The organism is Kushneria sp. AK178 (genome assembly GCF_053903105.1).
In genome coordinates this window covers 1,106,054-1,126,859 of the sequence record NZ_CP096381.1, presented here as the reverse complement: position 1 = coordinate 1,126,859, position 20,806 = coordinate 1,106,054, and the positions used below count along the sequence as shown (strand labels likewise).

The following is a 20,806-nucleotide window of genomic DNA, read 5'->3' as shown; positions in this document are numbered from 1 at the left end:
GCAGCCATTCCAAGAAAATAATTAACCGATATCTTCCCAAACCCCTCGATCTTCTACTCCTCTATAGCTATTCAATAAGTGTCCACTAGGAATTGAAGAACCCCATACCGACACAAAGTCTTTGCCAATATATTTTTCAGGGTTTTCACCGCCATCTGTGACCAAGCTTAGCTTTTGATCAAAATCTATTCTAGGTGTAGGTGAAATACACTTCGGGTCAATATCACCCAGCCTAAACCTTTCTTCTCCTCGTTGGCTTTCCCAAAAAAACCAATAGACTCTCGCATAATTTATTCCCGAAATATCTCTGAACTGCAAAAGAACATGTATGCAACTTGCAGCAAAGGGTGAAACCAGGTTCATGGAAACCTTTTTGTTAGACTCAAACTCAGAATAAACCACGTGATCGTATACAGAATAAAATGTTTCCTCAGGATCATCATACAACCTCTTCTTAAAATCAGAATCAGGCTTTACATGGTTAACTATAAAATTCTCTACAGACATATCGCTATATGAATAGCTTGACAGTGCCAGAATGTCTACATCAAGAGCAGGGCAACTACTTGAATTTCTAAAAGCCAGCTTCACCTCTTTTCCATCCAAAACTGCGGAACATGTTAAGTGAGGATAATTGGCTAGCCTGATTTGCCTTTCAAAAGACTCTTGCGCATGTTCATTACTTTTTTTTGCTTGTCTCACAAGATTATATGTAAAACAGACATAGAAGGCTGTTAGAATAGCCAGCAAAACATTTGACAACAATGTTATATATTCCAAAATATCACCCTATACATTTAACCGATTGCAATACGCACTTATATATACCGAAGCTTAAAAAATATTATTAAAATACAGATTATCAAGTTCCTGACGCTTCCTCTCATTTTTTAATAGCAATATTTAGAACAAACCATAAATATCTACAGCATTATTCAATGCTGGTCTCTGAGAAAGTGCAATAGGGACTTAATCCAAAACCTAAGTGTAGTCATCGGTCTTAAAGATGAAGCCAGAGAATAAAATATGCATTGCAGAACGCCTCCATTTTTGCCCAACACTTTCGAATTCACTTAAAAGCTCACGAGCATCTTTAGATAGTTCAAAATACGACTGCCACAGCGAATATTGCTGAAAATTTATTTTGCTGGGCTGAATTATGCCAAAAAACTTTATATTTTAAAATTTTGAAAACTCGATAAAAAACCCGCCTCTCGGCGGGTTTTCTTATTCAATCAAGCAGCTACAACCTCACTCCCACTCGATCGTCGCGGGCGGCTTGCTGCTGACATCATAGGTCACACGCGACACACCGCTGATCTCGTTGATGATGCGGCTGGACACCTTCTCCAGCAGCTCATACGGCAGGTGCGCCCAGCGGGCGGTCATGAAGTCGATGGTTTCCACCGCACGGATGGCGATGACCCATTCGTAGCGGCGACCGTCCCCCACCACGCCGACGGAGCGTACCGGCAGGAACACGGCGAAGGCCTGGCTGGTCCTGTGGTACCAGTCGAAGTTGTGCAGCTCTTCGATGAAGATGGCGTCCGCTTCGCGCAGGATGTCGGCGTATTCCTTTTTCACTTCCCCCAGAATGCGCACACCGAGGCCTGGCCCGGGGAACGGGTGACGGTAGACCATGTCGTACGGCAGGCCGAGTTCGAGGCCGAGCTTGCGCACCTCGTCCTTGAACAGTTCGCGCAGCGGTTCGACCAGCTTGAGCTTCATGGTCTCCGGCAGGCCGCCGACGTTGTGGTGCGATTTGATGACATGCGCCTTGCCGGTCTTCGAGGCGGCGGATTCGATCACGTCCGGGTAGATGGTGCCCTGGGCGAGGTAGTCGACGCCTTCAATCTTCGCGGCTTCACGGTCGAACACGTCGATAAAGGTGTTGCCGATCAGCTTGCGCTTCTGCTCCGGGTCGTCGACGCCTTCGAGCCTGTCGAGAAATTCGCTTTCGGCATCCACACGGATGACGCGCACGCCCATGTGCTGGGAGAAGGTGTCCATCACCTGGGCGCCTTCGTCCTTCCTGAGCAGGCCGTTGTCGACAAACACGCAGGTGAGCTGATCGCCGATGGCCTTGTGCAGCAGCGCGGCGACCACGGAAGAATCCACGCCGCCGGAGAGGCCGAGCAGCACGTGACGGTCGCCGACCTGCTCGCGCACGCGCTCGGCAAGGTCCTCGATGATGCGCGCCGGGGTCCAGAGCTTCTCGCAGCCGCAGATCTCGACCACGAAGCGCTCGAGAATGCGCAGGCCCTGGGTGGTGTGGGTCACTTCCGGGTGGAACTGCACGGCGTAGAGGCGCTTTTCCGCCCAGCTCATGGCGGCGATCGGGCAGCTCGGCGTGGAGGCGGTGATCTCGAAGGCTTCCGGGACGCGCGCGACCTTGTCACCGTGGCTCATCCACACGTCCAGCAGGGCGTCGCCGCGGTCGCCGATGTGGTCCTTGATGCCGCCGAGCAGGTCGTCTTCCGCCGAAACGCTGATCTGGGCGTAGCCGAACTCGCGCTTGTCGGAGCCTTCGGTGGCGCCGCCAAGCTGGGCGGCCATGGCCTGCATGCCGTAGCAGATGCCAAACACCGGCAGGCCCATCTCGAAGATGCAGTCAGGCGCACGCGGGGAGTCCAGCTCGGCGACCGACTCCGGCCCGCCGGAGAGGATGATGCCGTTGGGGTTGTACTCGCGGATCTCGTCTTCGGTGATGTCGAAGGCGCGCACTTCCGAGTAGACCCCGATCTCGCGCACACGGCGGGCGATCAGCTGGGTGTACTGGGAGCCGAAATCAAGAATCAGGATCTTGTGGGCGTGAATGTCGGTCATGGTATCTCTCTGGTACGGCGAGGATATAAACAACAAGCGGGAAGCTTTCGCCTCCCGCTTTCAGTACTGGACGGCCCCGGCATCGGGGCGCGCGCCCTGCCCGCCCGCTGGTTCGGGGCGGCATGAATGCTGTCGACCCGGGGCAGGCAGCGCACGGCATCAGCTCCGGTAGTTCGGGGCTTCCTTGGTGATCTGCACGTCATGCACATGCGACTCGGCAAAGCCGGCGCCGGTGATGCGAACAAACTCCGGCACGGTGCGCATGGTCAGAATGTCGTGCGATCCGGTGTAGCCCATCGAGGCGCGCAGGCCGCCCATCAGCTGGTGAACGATGGCGCTCATCAGGCCCTTGTAGGGCACGCGGCCTTCGATGCCTTCCGGCACGAGCTTTTCGACGCCTTCGTTCTTGTCCTGAAAGTAGCGGTCCGAGGAGCCCTGGGTCTGGGACATGGCGCCCATCGAGCCCATGCCGCGGTAGGCCTTGTAGGTCCGGCCCTGGTAGAGCTCGATCTCGCCCGGCGCTTCCTCGGTGCCGGCCAGCAGGCCGCCGACCATGACGCAGTGGGCGCCGGCCACGACCGCCTTGGCGATATCGCCGGAGAAGCGGATGCCGCCGTCGGCGATCAGCGGAATATCAAACGGCTCGAGCGCTTCGGCGACATCCGCCACTGCGGTGATCTGCGGCACGCCGACACCGGCGACGATGCGGGTGGTGCAGATCGAGCCGGGGCCGATGCCGACCTTGACGCCGTCCGCGCCGGCTTCGGCCAGCGCCTTCGCTGCGGCGGCGGTGGCGATGTTGCCGCCGATGACCTGTAGCTCGGGGAAGTGCTCCTTCACCCAGCGCACGCGGTCGATGACGCCGGCGCTGTGGCCGTGGGCGGTGTCGACGACGATGACATCCACGCCGGCATCAGCCAGCGCCTGGATGCGCTCGCTGGTGTCCTCGCCGGTGCCGACGGCGGCGCCGACCAGCAGACGACCGTCCTCATCCTTGGCCGCGTTCGGGTAGGTGCGCGCCTTTTCGATGTCGCGCACGGTGACCAGGCCGCGCAGCTGGAAGTCGTCATTGACGATCAGGATCTTCTCGATGCGGTGTTCCTGCAGCTGGCGCTTGATCTCCTCGAGCGGGGTGCCCTCCTTCGCCGTGATCAGCTTCTCGCGCGGGGTCATGATGGCCTCGACGCTGTCGCTGTAGTTGGGCTGGAAGCGCATGTCGCGGCCGGTCACGATGCCGATCAGACGGTCGCCCTCGACGACCGGAAAGCCGGAGTAGCCGTACTCTTCGGCCATGGCGCGCAGGTCGGTGAGCTTGGCATCCGGTGAGACGGTGACCGGGTCCTTCACGATCACGCTTTCGTGCTTTTTGACCTTGCGCACTTCAGCGGCCTGAGCGGCAACCGACATGCTCTTGTGCACGATACCGATGCCGCCTTCCTGCGCCATGGCGATCGCCAGACGGGCTTCGGTCACGGTATCCATGGCGGAGGAGACGAGCGGAATGTTGAGGACAAGCTTGCGGGTCAGGCGGGATTTCAGGGAGACGTTCTTCGGCAGTACATCGGAATAACCGGGAACGAGTAATACGTCGTCAAACGTAAGCGCTTCTTGAGCTATACGCAGCATAACTGGCGTCCACTGAGCGGGTTGTACAGGCGGCGGGAGAAGATTAATCGCGTATTTTAACGCCTGCGGCCCGCCCATACAACGCACACATGCCGCTCATCCCGGGCCATGGCCGCCATGCACGCCGCCTATCGAGGCGCCGGGGGCACGCTTCACCCGGACGAGGTACACCGGCAGACACCGCAACGCGGCCATGCCAGACTGTCCGTCCCAGACCATGACCCTTGCACTGAATCGCCCGCCGGGAGCTGCCATGACCCCTTCTTCATCAGGTGATGCCCTGAGTGTTTCCGATCTGAACCGGCGCGCCCGGACAACGCTTGAAAACACCTTCGGCGAGGTGTGGGTGGAAGGCGAGCTGTCGCGGGTGTCGCGCCCGGCCTCGGGCCATCTCTACTTCACCCTCAAGGATGACCGCGCCCAGGTCAGCTGCGCGCTCTTTCGCAATCGGGCGCGCTTTGTGGCCGCCCCCATGCGCGAAGGCGACAGCGTGCGGATTCGCGCCAAGGTGTCGGTCTTCGAGCCGCGCGGCGACTTTCAGCTGATCGTGGAGGCGGTGCAGGAGGCCGGTCGCGGTGCCCTGCTGGCAGCACTTGAGCGATTGAAGACAAAACTCGAGGGCGAAGGCGTGTTCGGCAACGCCCGCGACCTGCCCTGCCCGCCGCAGCAGCTGGGCATCATTACCTCCGCCAGCGGCGCTGCCCTTCAGGACGTGCTGGCCGTACTGCAGGCGCGCTGGCCGCTGGTCGAGGTGAGCGTGCTGCCGGTGCCGGTGCAGGGCGATCAGGCAGCACCTGCCATGATCCGGGCGCTGGAAGCCGCCGCGCGTGACGGCCGTTTCGATGCGCTGCTGATCACCCGTGGTGGCGGCAGCCTGGAGGATCTGTGGTGTTTCAACGATGAGCGCCTGGCGCGCGCCATTCAGGCCAGTCCCATCCCGGTGATGAGCGCCGTGGGCCATGAGATCGACACCACGTTGTCCGATCTGGCCGCCGACGTGCGCGCCCCGACCCCCTCGGCGGCCGCCGAGCGGCTGGTGCCGGACCGCCGCGATATTCTGGCGCAGCTCGCCACCCTGGCGCAGCGCCTGCAGGGCGCCCAGCAGCGCCAGCTCGACCAGCTCCATCAGCGCCTCGATCACGCCGCCTCGCGCCTGCGCCACCCCGGCGAGCGCGTGACAGCGCAGCGCCAGCGCCTCGAGGACCTTGAAGCGCGCCTGACGCGCGCCATGACGCACCGGCTGACGCAGTCCCGCCAGCATCTGACCAGCGAACAGGCCCGGCTGCAGCAGGCCTCCCCCGAGCGCACGCTGCGCAGCCACCGCGAGCGGCTCGACGGCCTGGAACAGCGGCTGATGGCCGCCCCTGAACGGCGAATCAACGAACAGCGCCAGCGGCTGGAGGGCCTGATGCGCGAGCTCAACGCCGTCAGCCCGCTAGCGGTATTGAACCGCGGCTACGCGATTGTGGAATCCTCCAACGGCGTAGTGCGCCGCTCGAGTGATACCACGCCCGGCGAGGTGCTCACGGCGCGGCTGGGCGAAGGTCGATTGAAGGTGGAAGTGAAGCGGCGGCTGAAAAAATAGGGGGGAACAAAAAGTCCGGGTCCCGGGCCGGCCATGCCGGCCCGGGCATTGGCTCAGGGCTGATCCGTGGCGCAGACCGGCTTGAAGCTGTTGGGGTCGAGCTCGTGACGGGAGAGCAGCTTGTAGAAGTCGGTGCGGTTGCGTCCGGCGATGCGCGCGGCCTGGGTGACGTTGCCCTCGGTGATCTTGAGCACCTTGACCAGATAGCCGTGCTCGAAGCCCGCTCGCGCGGCGTTGAACGACGGCAGTGAACTGTCTTCCGAAGCCAGCGCCTGGGCGACCAGCGCATGGGCGATGATCGGTGCGCTGGACAGCGCCACGCACTGTTCGACCACGTTGACGAGCTGGCGCACGTTGCCCGGCCAGGCGTGCGAGGCCAGCAGGTTGATGGCCTCCTTCGAGAAGCCTTTCACCGACGGCTTGTGCCGATCGGCGGCCAGCTCCAGGTAGTAGCGCGCCAGCAGCGGAATGTCTTCCGGGCGCTCATTCAGGGCCGGCAGGCGCAGATTGACCACGTTGAGCCGATAGAAGAGGTCCTCGCGGAAAGTGCCCTCATTCATCGCCGCGTTGAGATCGCGGTGGGTGGCCGAGATGACGCGCACATCCACGTCGACGCTCTGTGTGCTGCCCAGCGGACGCACCTGGCGCTCCTGCAGCACCCGCAGCAGCTTGATTTGCAGCGCCAGGGGCATGTCGCCGATCTCATCGAGAAAGAGCGTCCCGCCGTGCGCGGCCTGGAAGAGCCCTTCATGGGCGCTGACCGCGCCGGTGAAGGCGCCGCGGGCATGGCCGAACAGCTCGCTTTCCAGCAGCTGCTCGGGTAGCGCGCCGCAGTTGATGGCGATAAAGGGCTGCTCGGCGCGCCCACTGGCCCGGTGCAGGGCGCGCGCCAGCAGCTCCTTGCCGGAGCCGGAGGGGCCGGAGAGCAGCACGCTGACATCGCTGCCGGCCACCTTGCCGGCCTGCTCGAGCACCTGCTCCATGACCGTGCTGCGGGTAATGATGTCCCGGCGCCAGGCCGGGTCGGCCTCGTCGCTGGCCGGCGAGGTCTGCATGAGGGCCTCGTCCACCAGCGCAAACAGCTCGGTACGATCGATGGGCTTGGTCAAAAAGCCGTACACCCCCTGACGGGTGGCGTTGACGGCCTCGGGGATGGAGCCGTGCGCGGTCAGAATGATGACCGGCAGCCCCGGGTGGCGGGACTGGATTTCGCCAAACAGCGTCATGCCGTCCATGCCATCCATGCGCAGATCCGATAGCACCAGATCGGGACGCTGCTGCTCGACCATTGACAGTGCCTGGGCACCGCTTTCAACGGTACTGACCCGGTAGCCACGGCTTTCAAGACGCATGCCCAGCAGCTTCAAAAGGCTGGGATCATCGTCCACCAATAGCAGATGGGCAGTTTTCACGTGTGTCTCCTTGCACACCCGACGCGCGAGGCGGGCTCAGGGGCTCTGCCTGGCGTTCATGCTTTCCTCGATCGCGGTCAGGGCGTCCAGTTTCTTTTTGAGCTCGGCGTTTTCCTGCTCCAGCGACTGAATCTGTTGGCGCTGTCGGCTATTGCCCTGGGTGCTGCGATTCTGCTGAGCATCGAGTCTGGATTGAAGCCTGGACTGCAGCTCGGCCCGACGCTCGAGATTGCGTTGCCACTGCTCAAGCAGGGGCTGAATGCTCTCGGGCGCCCGGGGCGTATAGCGCTCGAACAGCGCAATGCCTTCCGGCCAGTGCGTGGCATCCTCCTGGGAGAAGACCACGGCACGGGCCAATCCGCTGCGAGGCGTATCATCGTCCATGTATTGAAGCACTTCATCGCGCCACTGCTGTGTGCCGGTCTGCGCAGTTCGCCCGAAGGCGACCCAGGTCGGCAGCAGGCACTCATCGTCCACCATGGTGGGAATGCCGCGAGTGATGCAACCCTCTTCAGCAGCACCGGGGACGCGATCGCCCCACATGGCGCATCCGCTCAGCAGCATGGTGACCAGCAGGGCGCTGCCTGCCATCAGATTATGCTTCATTGTCATATCCTTGCCAGCGCCGACTTTTTCCTTGCAGCCGGGGGTGAAGATGAATTGTCCTGCGACGCCTCTTCCACGATCCAGGGAATCACCAGCTCGAAGCAGACCTCACAGCCGTTGATCGTATCCTCGACCAGGCTCAGCGTGCCGTGCTGGGCCCGCGCGCTTTCGGCCGCCACCGACAGCCCGATGCCGGAGCCCTTGAGCGGCCCCTTGCGCTGCGAGCTGCCCTGATAGAAGGGCTCGAACAGGTGATCGCGGTCACGCTCGCTGATCCGCTGCCCGCTGTTGGCCACGTCCAGGGTCAGATGATGCTGATCGGCGCTGGCCGAAATGTAGAGTCGACCCTCATCGGCCCCGTAGGCCACGGCATTGGAAATCAGATTGTCGAGAATCCGCGCGGTACGGGCACGGTCGGCCTGCCAGTACAGCGGCGCACGGCGTTCCTCGATGACCACGCCCTTTTGCTGCAGGGCCAGACGGTGCTTGGAGAGCACCTCGTGAATGACGCTGGCCACGTCAAAGCGCGTCACGTTGAGGCGGCGATTCTGCTGCAGCAGGTTGTAGTCCAGCAGCTGTTCGATGAGGGTCTGCAGCTCCTGGCCGCTGTCATCGATGAGCAGCACGATCTCGCGCTGGCGCTGGGTCATCTCGCCCGCCACACCATCGGCCAGCAGCCCCGACCCTTCACGAATACTGGCCAGCGGTGTCTTGAGCTCATGGGACATGTGACGCAGAAACTGCTGCTTTTGTTCCTCGAGCTCGCGCAGACGCCCCGACAGCCACTCGAGCCGCTCATCCAGCTTGACCAGTTCCAGCGGCCCCTGGATCGGGCGGGCCTCTTCGCTGTCGCCGCTGCCGCCGATGCCGAGAATACGCTGCTCGAGCTGTCGAATCGGGCGAATGATACGCCAGGTGAAAAACAGGATCAGCACCAGGCTGAACGATACCAGCGCCAGCGTGGCCTGCCACAGCCGGGTGGTGACCTGCCCGGCCTGGGAGCGGATCTCGTCGATACGTGCATCGACCTGCCGACGCGTGGCTTCGGCCAGCGCCTCCGTGGTGGAGGTAAAGCGACTGAATTCGGACAGCTGGGCGCTCAGGCTCTCCTCGCCGGGAGCGGGCAGGGTCTCCAGTACGGCCAGCTGCTGACGCAGCGACTGCATCAGCGGGCTGTTGCCCATGAAATCGGCGTGTTCGTTGAGCAGATCGCTGTAGCGCGCGCGGCGCTCACCGTAGATTTCCAGCAGGCTCTGATCATCCAGCACGGCATACTGTCGGGCGCTGCGCTCCATGTCCGTTGACAGGTTGGTCAACTGGCGGGCACGACGGGTTTCATCCACTGCTTCACGGGCACTGACATCGGCCAGTTCGGAGAGCTGGGAGAAGCTTTGGCCGGCGAGATGAATCAACACACCGATCGGCAGCATGACCAGCAAAAAGGCCGTCAGTACCTGCTGAAGGAGGGATCGAGGACGCCAGCGACGCTTTATTCGAGAAGCCATGAGGTGACAGTCTCCGACAGGCGAGCCGTTGAGAAAGAGTAATCCGGATGCGGGAGAGAATAACCGATAATCTCACCGTTCGATAACGTCCGTACACACTTTTCATTCATTCAGTTTCATTTGCACTGGTGAATAAAAAAAGAGCCGGCAGGGCCGGCTCTCAACATACGCAGGGAACTGAAGGTAATAAGGTGGTATCGCCCTGCCCGCCTGACCGGACAGGGCCATAACACCCGGGGCCTGGAGGGGCCCGAAGCCACGCCGTCGAGATGGGCATTCAGGCTTTCGACAGCGTCAGCGGCTTCTTCATGCACAAAAGCCTCATCGTAATGATGCTTTCGAAGGTCTGCCCGGAGATGGCATCCATGCCATGGCAATATCTGCCTGCTGCCTCCTTGCAAGGGCCGCTCGACAGGGCGGCGTCGCGGCGGGCCATCTTCCCTGGCCCGTACCGGGATACCGTCCTGCCCTGCTCACCCTTAAGCCAGAGGCGTGCCATGTTTCATTTTTTACAACAAAAACAATGACCTGTTTTTAAAGGCGCTGGATCGGGTCGGTTTTTACCGTCCGGACAGGGCCATGATTCGCGCCCTTGATGTCGTCATCCGGCGACATCCCTATTCCGATAAATCATAAACCATTGTTTTTTAAAAGATTTTTCATGTCTCCGAATACCGACAACGGCACCCGTGGCTGTCGCCGGAACGCGACAACCGACATGGCGCCGGCTCAGGACATTGTTTCTGTCGAGGCGGCCGGTGCCAGGGTCTTGAGCAGCACCCGGGAATTGCGCTGCAGGTTGTAGTGCTGGCGTCGCTGCTGCGGCAGCGCCTCGAGATCGGCCTGTACAAAGCCGCGCTCGAGAAACCAGTGCAGGGTGTGGGTGGTCAGGGCAAACAGCGCGGTCAGCCCCTGCTCCCGGGCGCGCTGCTCGACGCCGTCAAGCAGCAAATCGCCGCGCTCGCCGCCGCGGTAGCTGGTATGCACCGCCACGCAGGCCAGTTCACCGCGATGCGCTTCCGGATAGGGGTGCAGCGCCGCGCAGCCGATCACCATGCCGTCACGCTCGATGACCACGTAGTCCTCGATCTCCTGCTCGAGACGCTCGCGCGAGCGCGCCACCAGCATGCCCCGCTCCTCCAGCGGTCGCAAAAGCTCCAGCAGCCCGCCGATATCGTCGATGCGCGCGCCCCTGAGCTGCTCGTAGCGCTCGCGGGTGATCATGGTGCCGACCCCGTCGCGGGTGAAAAGCTCCGCCAGCAGGGCATCCCGATCCTGCCAGGAGACCAGATGGGTGCGGCCCACGCCCTGGCGCGCTGCATCGCAGGCAATATGCACATGCTCGGCCAGCTCTGCATCCTCGTGCTCGCGAATCAACGACTGCGCCTCCGACAGATTGGGCTGACGCATGAGCCGGCCCTGACTGTTGTGGAGCCCGCCGGCGCGACCGACGATGATCAGCTTGTCGGCCTTCAGGGCAATGGCCGCGTGACGGGCGATGTCGGCGGCATCCAGATCGAAGACCTCGCCGGTGCTGGAGTACCCCAGCGGCGGCAGCACCACCAGCGAGCGCTGATCCAGCAGGGTCTCGATGGCGTCGCTGCGCACACGGCGCACCTCGCCGGCCCGGAGAAAATCCACACCCTCGCGGATCCCTAATGGCTTGGCCATGACCAGATTGCCGCTGATGGCATTGATCTCGACGCCGTGCAGCGGCGTATTGGACAGCCCCGGCGACAGCCGCGCCTCGATGGCCAGCCGCAGGGTCGAGACCTCCCGTTCGATCAGCGCCATGCAGGCGTCATCGACCACGAAGCGGCCCTGATGGCGCGGCGGCGTCAGCGCCGCCGTCTCCAGCGCCTCGCGCACCTGGGCGCGCACGCCAAAGACCAGCACCAGCCGCACGCCCAGCACGTGCAACAGCGCCAGATCCTGGATCAGCGGCGCCCGGCGCTCGGGGGTCAGCCCCTCTCCTTCGATCAGTACCACAAAGGTACGCCCCCGGTGGGCATCGATATAGGTCGATGAGTTTCGAAACCAGTCGGCAAAGGGAAATGAGTTATCCAAGGCGGCTCCAGGATCAGGCAGGCATCAATGGGACCTCACGGCAGTGAAGGCTCCCATATCTTAAAGCAGCCGGCGCCGGGACGCAGGCCCGCACGCCATCGGGCCGGCGCCGATACAAAAAAGGCCGCCGTGCATCACGGCGGCCTGTCATGGCACAACGCTGCCGGGGCGTTAGCCGAACATGCCCTTGAGCATGAAAAAGAACATGATCGACAGCGCTGCGCCGGCCGGCAGGGTCACCAGCCAGGAGATCACGATGGTGCCCAGCACCCGCAGATTCAGCGCCCGCATGCCGCGCGCCAGCCCCACGCCCAGCACCGCACCGACCAGGGTGTGGGTGGTCGAGATCGGTAGCCCCGTGCCGGAGGCGATGACCACGGTGGTGGCCGCCGCCAGCGTGGCTGCAAAGCCGCGCGACGGCGTGAGCTCGGTAATCCCGGTACCGACGGTGGCGATCACGCGGTGACCGTAGGTCAAAAGACCAAAGACGATGCCGCCGCCGCCCAGAATCAGGATCCACCAGGGCAGCGCCGCATTGCCGCCGATCTGGCCCTCGGTCTGGACGACGCTGACAACCGCGGCCAGCGGCCCCACGGCATTGGCCACGTCGTTGGAGCCGTGCGCAAACGCCATGGCACAGGCGGTGAACATCATCAAAAGGCCGAAGATGCGCTCCACGCCCGAGAAGCTGAACCGGTCGTTCTTGCGCGGTTCATGACCGATACGTCGCTCCAGCAGAATGCCCATCAGCGTGATGACGGCGCCGACCCCCATGGCCCAGAGCAGCGCATCGGTAAAGGTGAGATCCAGGCCCACGTGGCTGAGGCCCTTGAGCAGGGTCACCATGGCCACGATAAAGCCGACCAGGAACATGTAGCCCGGCACATAGCGCCGCGCGGCCGCCAGCGGGTCCTTGTTTTCAAAGATCAGCGTCTGGATCGAGCGAAACAGCAAAAAGGCGAGAATTCCGGCAATAAAGGGTGAGGTCACCCAGCTTGATACGATCTGGCCCACGGCGCTCCACTGTACGGAGGCCGGCCCGAGGCCGGCCACGGCAAAGCCGACGATGGCGCCCACGATCGAGTGCGTGGTGGACACCGGCCAGCCCTTTTTCGAGGCCACCATCAACCATATGGCTGCTGCCAGCAGCGAGGACAGCATGCCGTAGACCAGATACTGCGGCGTCTCGTTGAGCAGGGTGGGATCGATGATGCCGTTGCGGATGGTGGAGGTCACCTCTCCACCGGCAAGCCAGGCCCCCAGAAACTCGAAGATGATGGCAATCACGATCGCCTGGCGGATGGTAATGGCCTTGGAACCGACCGAGGTGCCCATGGCGTTGGCCACGTCGTTGGCGCCAACGCCCCAGGCCATGAAGAAGCCGAAAACGCAGGCGAGCAGAATAAAGAGCTCGCCGTGCTGTGCGATGATGGTCATAGAAAGTGTCGTTATCCGGACGTCAACCCGAGGGTGACGTGCACCTATCGGGCCAGAAGGATTTGCAGGCGGCTGCCCACGCGTTCAGAGCGGTCGGAAACCTCGCCGATCCAGTCGATGATCTTGTAAAGGAACATGACATCAACCGGCGGCAGGTCCTTTTCCAGCTCGAAAAGGCGGCGCCGGATCATGACCTGTTGATCGTCGGCCTGGTGCTCGAGCTCGTGCAGCTTGCGGATCTGATCGCCCAGAAGATCGGAGACATTGCGACCGAAGCCCGATTCCAGCAGGTCGTCCAGCTCGGCCAGCGCCTGACGCGCCTGATGGACCGTGGCCACCGCGCTGCGCATGTACTCCTGGAAGATATCCTCCATCGCTTCGGGAATGCGCATGCGACGCCCGAGCATGATGCCGGCGATATCCTTGATCTTGTTGGCTATCTTGTCCTGTACACTGATCAGCTCGAGCAGGTCGGAACGTGACACTGGCAGGAAGATGCTGTTGGGCAGGTTCATGCGGATATGGGTTTTCAGCTCATCGGCGTCGTGTTCGCCGGCGCTGATGCGATTGCGAATCTCGCCGGCACGCTCCCAGTCCTGCTCAAGCGTTGCCTGAAAGAACTGCGGCAACAGGTCGGCACACTCAACGGTCTTGTCGATATGCTCGAGCAGCGGCTGGAACGGCGACCGGCCGAACAGTGCTGAAAAGGGATTGGATGACACCATGGTGATTTCACTGCAATGAAAAATGGCGCAACCAGTATATTTATCTGACCTGCCTGCGTCATGGAAATTTAATGTTTGGACCCCGGATAGAGCGAATCAACACATGAATCCGAGTACGCACAACGACACGACCGCCACGCCTGCGCCGCAGGAGGTGGAGCTCAAGATGGCGCTTGGCCGGGACAGTGTCGACGCGCTGATGGCCCATCCGCTGCTTCAGGACACGCCCCCGGCAGTGCATCGACTGGCCAATGTCTATTACGACACGCCCGGGCTTGCGCTCGAAGCGCATCGCGTGGCCCTGCGTCTGCGCGGCGACGGCCAGCGGTTTGTCCAGACGGTCAAGACCGCCGGCGACGGCCACGGCGGGCTGCATACCCGGGGCGAATGGGAAACGCCGCGTGATGAGGCGTCTCTGGACATGGACTGGCTGGCGGGGCTGGGCGTATCGCCCTTCGAGGATGACGCGGTGCGCCACTCGCTGCAGGCGGTCTATCAAACCGACTTTCAGCGTACCCAGTGGCTTGTAGAGCACGACGGCAGCCACATCGAGCTGGCGCTGGATATCGGCGAGATTGTGGTGGGCGAGCGTCGCATCGATATTCACGAAATCGAGCTTGAGCTCAAGGACGGTGAAGAGCAGGCCCTCTGGTCACTGGTCGATCAGCTGGCCCGTCACTGCGCCCTGCGCCCGGCCAATGCCAGCAAGGCCGCGCGGGCCGCATCACTGCGCGAGCAGCAGTGGCAGCTGCCGCCCTGCGCCCTCGCCATGCCGGAGCAGTGTCTGGAGCGGGCAATTCTGGCCCTTGATGCCTGGCAGGACAGCCAGCAGCAGGAGTTTTTGTATGCCGCACGCCAGGCGCTGCTCAATCTGACCCGTCATGACGACCCGGAGGTGGCCACCCTGGCCGGCCGCCTGGGCGAGTCCCTGTCACGCCCGGGCTGGCTCGACTGCCGCTTCGGGCAGCAGTGGCTGCTTCTGATGCAGCGCCTGTATCGCTGATCGGCGCCGGCAGGGTCAGTGGCGAACCGGTTCGCCGGCCCGGAGCGGGGTCGGCGACAGGGAGACCGGCAGCAGCGTGGCATTGAGCTGGCCCAGCACGTCTCCGAAGGGCATGGGACGGGCGTAGATGAAGCCCTGGATCTGCTCGGCCCCCATGTCACATACCGTCTTGAGCGTGGCACTCTGCTCCACGCCCTCCACCACGACGCGAAAATCCAGGCGCCGACACAGATCGATGACCGAAGTCATCACATGACGCTTGCGGGGCTCGCGCTCCAGGTCCATCACGAAGCGGCGATCGATCTTGATGCAGTCCAGCGGCAGCTCGCACAGCTGGGACAGCGAGGAGTAGCCGCTGCCGAAATCATCAAGGGCGATGGAGATCCCGTGCTCGCGCAATCGAACCAGATTGCGCAGGGCGACGGTCGGCTCGGCCAGTACGGCCGACTCGGTGATTTCCAGATTGACCCGCCGCGGGTCGGCACCGTACCGGTGAATCATCGACAGCATGTCCTCGACCAGCATCGCGTCCTTGAGCTGATGGCGGGACAGGTTGATGTTGACCACGAATTCGTGACCGAAGCGGGCGGTAAAGGCCGGGTCCACCAGAATCTTCAGCGCCTTGTCGATCAGCTGCTGACTGAGCTGGTGGATCAGCCCGGTGGATTCGGCGGCCTCGATAAACGCCCCCGGCATGGCAATGCCGTCACCGTCCTGCAGTCGCATCAACGCCTCGAAGGCAATCACTCGCCCCCCTTCCCTGACGCTGACAATGGGCTGGAGAAAACAGAGCACGCCATCACCGGCCAGCGCTGCGCGAATCAGCTGCTCGCCGCGGCTGGCCCGACTGGCCCGTGCCTGTAGCTCGTCGCTGTAATAATACACGCCGCCAACACCGGTGCCGGAGGCGTTACTGATGGTCAGGCGCACCTGCTTTCGCAGCATTTCGACATCGGTATTACCGCCGGCTTCAAAGGGCACGACGCCCACGACATACGATAGCCAGACACGCCCGGCAGGCGTTTCCAGCGGTATGCCCAGCATCTTTCGAAGCGGCTCGAGAAAGCACTCCAGCGCCGATTGGCTCTGAAAGGGCGTGACCAGGGCGTAGCTGAAGCCGGGCAGCGCAATCAGGCTGCCCTCCGGCAGCAGAGCGGCCAGCAGAGCGGCAATGCGGGTTTCCAGTTCGCGGGTGTTGTTGAAATGCTCGGACTCACTCAACAGCGTGGCGTTGACCATGGTGATCTTGACCAGCGCATGACGCGTGCCCGGGGTATCCGCCAGAGCATCCTCGAGCTGCTGATCGAGCAGATCGGAGTTACCAAGTCCGGTCACCGGATCGCGGTAGCGCTCATGGGTAATATCGCTGAGCACGCCGGTCAGGTCCGTTGAGCCCTCTGCACCGGTTCCCGCGAGGCGCAGCCGGATAAACCGCCACTGCCCCCGGCCATCACGAAGGCGACATTCGATGTGCGACACACCCTGTGTCGTGGCAGCCTGATGGCACAGGTGCTGGACCCGATCGCGATCATCGGGGTGCAGCATCCGACACCAGTGCGCCAGCGAGGATTCGGCATCGCTGTGATACAGCGTCTTCCAGCGCGAGGACAGCGTCAGGACATCACCTTCCATCTGCCAGTGCCAGATCACATCCTGCTCGCACAGCAGCATGCGCTCATGCCATGACAGCGTCATATCATCCGTCGCCGGACCGCCCCCCTCGGGGCCTCCCGGCGATGCCTGCAACAGATCAAGCAGGCTGCTGCAACAGGTGGACAAACGGGTCAGTCTCTGTTCGTCGAGCGACGTCGATGCTGTCGTCAGCTCGTCAGCCAGATCCTGAATATCATGACATAATGTCTGCACCGTACGACGCATGGCGCACCCCATCAATATTGTTGCTGACTGGCGACGGACCGTATCGTGCGCATGTCGTCTTCCTTTAATGGGTAACGCGGAACATGGCATGCGATAACTGCCCAGCCCTATTGCTGTCTATAACGGCGGGGGCTGCGTTTACTGAAGCGTCGTGGCATGATTTTTTGCGTCCGCCTGCAGGCCCGGACGCGAACCATTTCAAAGAACTTCGGAGCGCCGGTGAGCAGCGAATCCCACAAAAAACAACCGATGACGCTGCGAGATCGCATCTTTCAGATCATCTTTGAATCGGATACGCCGGCCGCCAAGGGTTTTGATATCGCCCTGATCATCATGATCCTGGCCAGCGTCATCATTATCCTGCTCGACAGCGTCGTCAGCCTGCAGGCCCGCTACGGCGACATTTTCATGGCCGCCGAATGGGTCTTTACGGTGATCTTCACGATCGAGTACGTGCTGCGTCTTTACTGCCTGGACCGCCCGGTGCGCTATGCCCGCAGCACCTACGGCATTATCGATCTGTTGAGTCTTTTGCCCTCCTGGCTGAGCCTGATCTTCCCCGGCACCCAGGCGCTGCTGGTCATCCGGGTGCTGCGCATCATGCGTCTGTTCCGGGTCTTGCGGCTGATGGACTTTGTCGGCGAGGGTCACCTGCTGCTCGAGGCCCTGGAGCGCAGCCGCCAGAAGATTCTGATGTTTCTGATGACGGTCATGTCGCTGGTCATTGTCTTCGGCGCACTGGTCTATCTGATCGAGCCGGTCGAGGCCGGCTTTACCAGCATTCCGCGGGCCATCTACTGGGCGATCGTAACGCTGACCACGGTCGGCTACGGCGATATCGCCCCGATCACGCCGCCGGGACAGTTCGTCTCGGCAATGATGATGATTCTGGGCTATTCAATTCTGGCGGTGCCGACCGGCGTCTTCTCCGCCGAGGTGATGCGCTCGATCCGGCGCAACCACTACTCCGACGAAGCCTGCCCGGGCTGTGGCCACGAAGGCCACGAGCGCGATGCCCATTACTGCCGATTCTGTGGCACCGGACTCGAAGAGGAAGCCGAGGATCCCAAGCAAAAGGAGATCGAGGACGAGCTCGAAGAGTTGCAGAGTCAACGAGACGCCCTCGACGAGGAGATGAGGCTGCTGGAGCAGGAGCGCGACGGTACCACGCCCTCTCATGACGGCTGTGATGATTCGGGTCAGCGCAAGGCCCCGGATGACAACGGCGCTTCGGATGACAACGACGATGCGGATAAACGCGATAACCCGGGCTCCAATGATCTTCCGCCGGATCAGCGATAACCCTCGCCTCGTCGCCATTAAAAAACCTGCAGGTGACCCTGCAGGTTGTTTTGATTCACCCGATCGATGAGCCGGGGAGGCATCAGCCAAAGGCGCTGGTGTCCCCCCGGCCCTGCCGCAGCACTTCCGGCGGCAGCGTTCGCATGTCGAGCACCGTGGTCGGCTCCATGGGGCAGGCGCCACCGTCGATGATGGCATCCAGCTGCGAACCAAAGCGGTCGCGGATCTCTTCGGCGTCCGTCAGCGGCAGCGTGTCGTCGGGAGCGATGAAGGTCACGCTCATCAGCGGTGCCCCGGCGGTCTCCAGAATGTCGCGGGTGATGCGATGATCCGGCACGCGAATGCCGATGGTGCGGCGTTTGGGATGCAGCAGCAGCCGCGGCACTTCATTGGTGGCATCCAGAATGAAGGTATAGGGGCCCGGCGTATGCGCCTTGAGCACCCGAAACACGGCGCTGTCCATGCGGGCATAGGTGCCGATCGCGTTAAGATCCGGGAACATCAGGGTGAAGTTGTGCTTGTCATCCAGGTTGCGCAGCCGCTTGATCCGCTCCACCCCCTTCTTGTTGCCCGGCAGACAGCCCAGCGCATAGCCGGAATCGGTGGGATAGGCGATGATCCCGTCTCGCTCGAGGATCTCGCGCGTCTGCGCCAGCAGGCGCTTTTGCGGGGTTTCCGGATGCAGGGTAAAGAACTGGCTCATGGAATCTCTCCTGACTCTGACAAGAAATGACGCTTACGGCCCTTCAAAGGCCGGCGTCAGCCGCGGATGCTGCCAGATGGGCACCAGTCGACTGCGCGGCACGCGGCTCAGGGTACCCGGCGCCAGCGCCCCGCCCTGATAATGAAAGTCGCTGCCCAGCGAGGCGTAAAGCCCCCGTTTGGCCAGCAGCGAGGCCAGATCGCGACTGCGATCGTCGTTTTGATAGCCGCTGATCAGCTCGGCGCCTTCCCCGCCGAGGGCGGCGAACTCGTCCAGCAAAAGGCCCAGCTTGCGTCGGGTCAGCTTATAGCGCAGCGGATGCGCCACAACTGCCACGGCGCCGGCCTGACGAATGCTGTCGACCGTCTCGTCCAGTGTGGGCCAGTGCACCTTGACATCGCCAGTCCTGCCCGCGCCCAGATAGCGCTTGAACGCCCGCGCCATGTCCGGCACCAGCCCGGCCTCGACCAGCGCCCGGGCAAAGTCGGGTCGCCCCAGCAGCCGGGCGCCGCCGCTTTGTTCGCGCGCCCGCGCCAGCGCATCGTCAAGCCCGGCCTTCTCCAGCCGCGCCGCGATTTCCAGCGCCCGATCATGGCGGGCCTGTGCCAGGCGTTCGAGCAGCCCGGTCATGGGGGCCTGCGCCCGGCCATGCCACAGGGCCACCACATGGATGCCGACACCCTGCCAGCGAGTGGAGAGCTCAACGCCCGGCACCAGCGTCATCCCCAGCGCCCGGGCCTGGTGTGCTGCCGCCTCGACGCCATCGATGGTATCGTGATCGGTCAGCGCCGCGCATGTCAGTCCGCGCTGATGGCAAAGCTGCATCAGCGCCGACGGCGAGAGTCTGCCGTCGGACGCCGTGGAGTGCAGGTGCAGATCGATATGACCGGCCTGCTCAAGCGTCATGCCGGGGTCAAAGAATGACGAGCCGGGGTCAGGGGATAATGATCCGGGGTCGGACGATGACGATATAGTATCCTGCGCGCTCATTGGCCTCTCGGTGGCAGCGACATCTGCATGGTATAACGGCATTGCCGTAGCGAGGCCGGTAACGGCCTCGCGTGCAGGCCATGTTGCGCCGGGTGCCCGGAAGAATCAATGAACCCCCGTCTTTCTGCCCCGGGCCCTGCCCGCCGGTCCTTTTTTCAGGAGTTTTGTGTATGAAAATGCTGATCGACTTTCTGCCGATCGCCATCTTCGTTGTGGTCTATCAGATGACCAGGGATATCGTGCTGGCCACCGCCGTACTGATTCCGGCCACCATTGCGCAGGTGCTCTTGACCTGGTGGCGCTGGCGCAGGGTCGAAAAGATGCATCTGGTCACACTGGCGCTGGTCGTGCTGCTGGGCGGGGCCACCGTGATCCTGGGGGATGGCGATTTCATCAAGTGGAAGCCGACCGTGGTCAACTGGCTCTTTGCCGCGGCCTTTCTGCTCTCGCCGCTGTTTGGCGGCAAGTCGCTGATCGAACGGATGCTGGAAAAGAACATGACCCTGCCCTCCCCGGTCTGGATGCGGCTGAACCTGGCCTGGGTGGCCTTCTTTCTGGCCATGGGCGCGGTCAACATTGCGGTGTTCACCTACTTCAGCGAGGCCGTCTGGGTCAACTTCAAGCTCTTTGGCATGATGGGCCTGACGCTGTTGTTCATCCTCGCCCAGGGGGTTTATATCGCGCGTCATCTGCCCGATGACGAGAAGACGATCAAGGGCGCCGCCCACCACGACAAGGAGAAATGAGCATGCTTTACGCCATCATCGGTGAAGATGTGGATGAAAGCCTCGAGGCGCGACAGAGCGTACGTCCCGAACACCTGGCCCGCATTGAGGCCCTGCGCGACGAGGGCCGCCTGGTGCTGGCAGGCCCGTTTCCCGCCGTGGACGGTAATGATCCGGGCGAGGCCGGCTTCAGCGGCAGCCTGATCGTGGCCGAGTTCGATTCGCTGGAGCAGGCCCGCGCCTGGGCCGATGCCGACCCTTACGTGGCGGCAGGCGTTTATTCACAGGTCAGCGTCCGGCCGTTCAAAAGGGTGTTGCCCTGATCCTGCCGTGGCCCGCTGTCGCGGGCCTCATGACGGCTTATCCACAGCATGTTTGTTATGCACACTTCGGGTGGATAAGCCTGTGACAACGTT

The 20,806-nt window shown here is 62.2% G+C and carries 18 protein-coding genes; 6 read left to right on the top strand and 12 right to left on the bottom strand.

Features of this window, described 5'->3' with window-relative positions; translation table 11 throughout:
- Positions 1 to 21: 21 nt before the first annotated feature.
- From M1D97_RS05020 to guaB, 3 genes are all read right to left on the bottom strand, one after another.
- The gene (locus tag M1D97_RS05020; RefSeq protein ID WP_456269646.1) at positions 22 to 780 is read right to left on the bottom strand and encodes a hypothetical protein; all 759 of its coding nucleotides are present in this window, start codon (positions 778 to 780) and stop codon (positions 22 to 24) included.
- A gap of 471 nt (positions 781 to 1,251) precedes the next feature.
- Positions 1,252 to 2,826 carry a glutamine-hydrolyzing GMP synthase gene (gene guaA / locus M1D97_RS05015; protein WP_456269645.1) on the bottom strand — a complete coding sequence of 525 codons (1,575 nt, stop codon included), beginning with the start codon at positions 2,824 to 2,826 and terminating at the stop codon, positions 1,252 to 1,254.
- 159 nt (positions 2,827 to 2,985) lie between these two features.
- Complete coding sequence (gene guaB / locus M1D97_RS05010) at positions 2,986 to 4,452, bottom strand: IMP dehydrogenase (RefSeq protein WP_456269644.1); 1,467 nt, start codon at positions 4,450 to 4,452, stop codon at positions 2,986 to 2,988.
- Positions 4,453 to 4,705: 253 nt separating this feature from the next.
- Here guaB and xseA point away from each other — a divergent pair, with 253 nt between their 5' ends.
- Positions 4,706 to 6,037 carry an exodeoxyribonuclease VII large subunit gene (gene xseA / locus M1D97_RS05005; protein ID WP_456269643.1) on the top strand — a complete coding sequence of 444 codons (1,332 nt, stop codon included), beginning with the start codon at positions 4,706 to 4,708 and terminating at the stop codon, positions 6,035 to 6,037.
- Between the two features lie 53 nt (positions 6,038 to 6,090).
- Here xseA and M1D97_RS05000 read toward each other — a convergent pair whose 3' ends face one another.
- The 3 genes from M1D97_RS05000 to M1D97_RS04990 all read right to left on the bottom strand — a co-directional run bounded on the left by M1D97_RS05000 (position 6,091) and on the right by M1D97_RS04990 (position 9,560).
- Positions 6,091 to 7,389, bottom strand: a complete 1,299-nt coding sequence (locus M1D97_RS05000; RefSeq protein ID WP_456270176.1) for a sigma 54-interacting transcriptional regulator — start codon at positions 7,387 to 7,389, stop codon at positions 6,091 to 6,093.
- A 96-nt stretch (positions 7,390 to 7,485) separates the two neighbouring features.
- Entirely contained in the window at positions 7,486 to 8,055 is a 570-nt protein-coding gene (locus tag M1D97_RS04995) for a hypothetical protein (protein WP_456269642.1), read from the bottom strand.
- 2 nt (positions 8,056 to 8,057) lie between these two features.
- Positions 8,058 to 9,560 carry an ATP-binding protein gene (locus tag M1D97_RS04990; RefSeq protein WP_456269641.1) on the bottom strand — a complete coding sequence of 501 codons (1,503 nt, stop codon included), beginning with the start codon at positions 9,558 to 9,560 and terminating at the stop codon, positions 8,058 to 8,060.
- A 269-nt stretch (positions 9,561 to 9,829) separates the two neighbouring features.
- On the opposite strand from M1D97_RS04990, the gene M1D97_RS04985 reads away from it, so the two are divergent.
- On the top strand, positions 9,830 to 10,087 hold the full coding sequence (locus M1D97_RS04985) for a hypothetical protein (protein ID WP_456269640.1): 258 nt from the start codon (positions 9,830 to 9,832) through the stop codon (positions 10,085 to 10,087).
- Between the two features lie 202 nt (positions 10,088 to 10,289).
- Here the strand turns inward: M1D97_RS04985 and argA are convergent, their stop codons facing one another.
- The 3 genes from argA to M1D97_RS04970 all read right to left on the bottom strand — a co-directional run bounded on the left by argA (position 10,290) and on the right by M1D97_RS04970 (position 13,789).
- Positions 10,290 to 11,627: an amino-acid N-acetyltransferase gene (gene argA, locus M1D97_RS04980; RefSeq protein WP_456269639.1), complete on the bottom strand. Its 1,338-nt coding sequence runs from the start codon at positions 11,625 to 11,627 to the stop codon at positions 10,290 to 10,292.
- A 171-nt stretch (positions 11,628 to 11,798) separates the two neighbouring features.
- Positions 11,799 to 13,064 (bottom strand): inorganic phosphate transporter, encoded by a 1,266-nt coding sequence (locus M1D97_RS04975; protein ID WP_456269638.1) that lies wholly within the window; start codon positions 13,062 to 13,064, stop codon positions 11,799 to 11,801.
- Positions 13,065 to 13,108: 44 nt separating this feature from the next.
- Positions 13,109 to 13,789, bottom strand: a complete 681-nt coding sequence (locus M1D97_RS04970; RefSeq protein WP_456269637.1) for a TIGR00153 family protein — start codon at positions 13,787 to 13,789, stop codon at positions 13,109 to 13,111.
- A 103-nt stretch (positions 13,790 to 13,892) separates the two neighbouring features.
- Here M1D97_RS04970 and M1D97_RS04965 point away from each other — a divergent pair, with 103 nt between their 5' ends.
- Positions 13,893 to 14,792, top strand: a complete 900-nt coding sequence (locus M1D97_RS04965) for a CYTH domain-containing protein (RefSeq protein WP_456269636.1) — start codon at positions 13,893 to 13,895, stop codon at positions 14,790 to 14,792.
- A 15-nt stretch (positions 14,793 to 14,807) separates the two neighbouring features.
- On the opposite strand, the gene M1D97_RS04960 is transcribed toward M1D97_RS04965, so the two are convergent.
- On the bottom strand, positions 14,808 to 16,487 hold the full coding sequence (locus M1D97_RS04960; RefSeq protein WP_456269635.1) for an EAL domain-containing protein: 1,680 nt from the start codon (positions 16,485 to 16,487) through the stop codon (positions 14,808 to 14,810).
- 432 nt (positions 16,488 to 16,919) lie between these two features.
- On the opposite strand from M1D97_RS04960, the gene M1D97_RS04955 reads away from it, so the two are divergent.
- Positions 16,920 to 17,972 carry an ion transporter gene (locus tag M1D97_RS04955; protein ID WP_456269634.1) on the top strand — a complete coding sequence of 351 codons (1,053 nt, stop codon included), beginning with the start codon at positions 16,920 to 16,922 and terminating at the stop codon, positions 17,970 to 17,972.
- 82 nt (positions 17,973 to 18,054) lie between these two features.
- Here M1D97_RS04955 and M1D97_RS04950 read toward each other — a convergent pair whose 3' ends face one another.
- Together M1D97_RS04950 and M1D97_RS04945 are read right to left on the bottom strand one after the other, a co-directional pair.
- Positions 18,055 to 18,675 carry an L-threonylcarbamoyladenylate synthase gene (locus M1D97_RS04950; protein WP_456269633.1) on the bottom strand — a complete coding sequence of 207 codons (621 nt, stop codon included), beginning with the start codon at positions 18,673 to 18,675 and terminating at the stop codon, positions 18,055 to 18,057.
- A gap of 33 nt (positions 18,676 to 18,708) precedes the next feature.
- A complete protein-coding gene (locus M1D97_RS04945) occupies positions 18,709 to 19,581 on the bottom strand; it encodes a PHP domain-containing protein (RefSeq protein WP_456269632.1) in 873 nt (290 codons plus the stop codon).
- Positions 19,582 to 19,835: 254 nt separating this feature from the next.
- Between M1D97_RS04945 and M1D97_RS04940 the strand changes: the two genes are divergently transcribed.
- A complete protein-coding gene (locus M1D97_RS04940; protein WP_456269631.1) occupies positions 19,836 to 20,411 on the top strand; it encodes a septation protein A in 576 nt (191 codons plus the stop codon).
- A 2-nt stretch (positions 20,412 to 20,413) separates the two neighbouring features.
- Positions 20,414 to 20,713: a YciI family protein gene (locus tag M1D97_RS04935; protein WP_456269630.1), complete on the top strand. Its 300-nt coding sequence runs from the start codon at positions 20,414 to 20,416 to the stop codon at positions 20,711 to 20,713.
- Positions 20,714 to 20,806 lie beyond the last annotated feature (93 nt).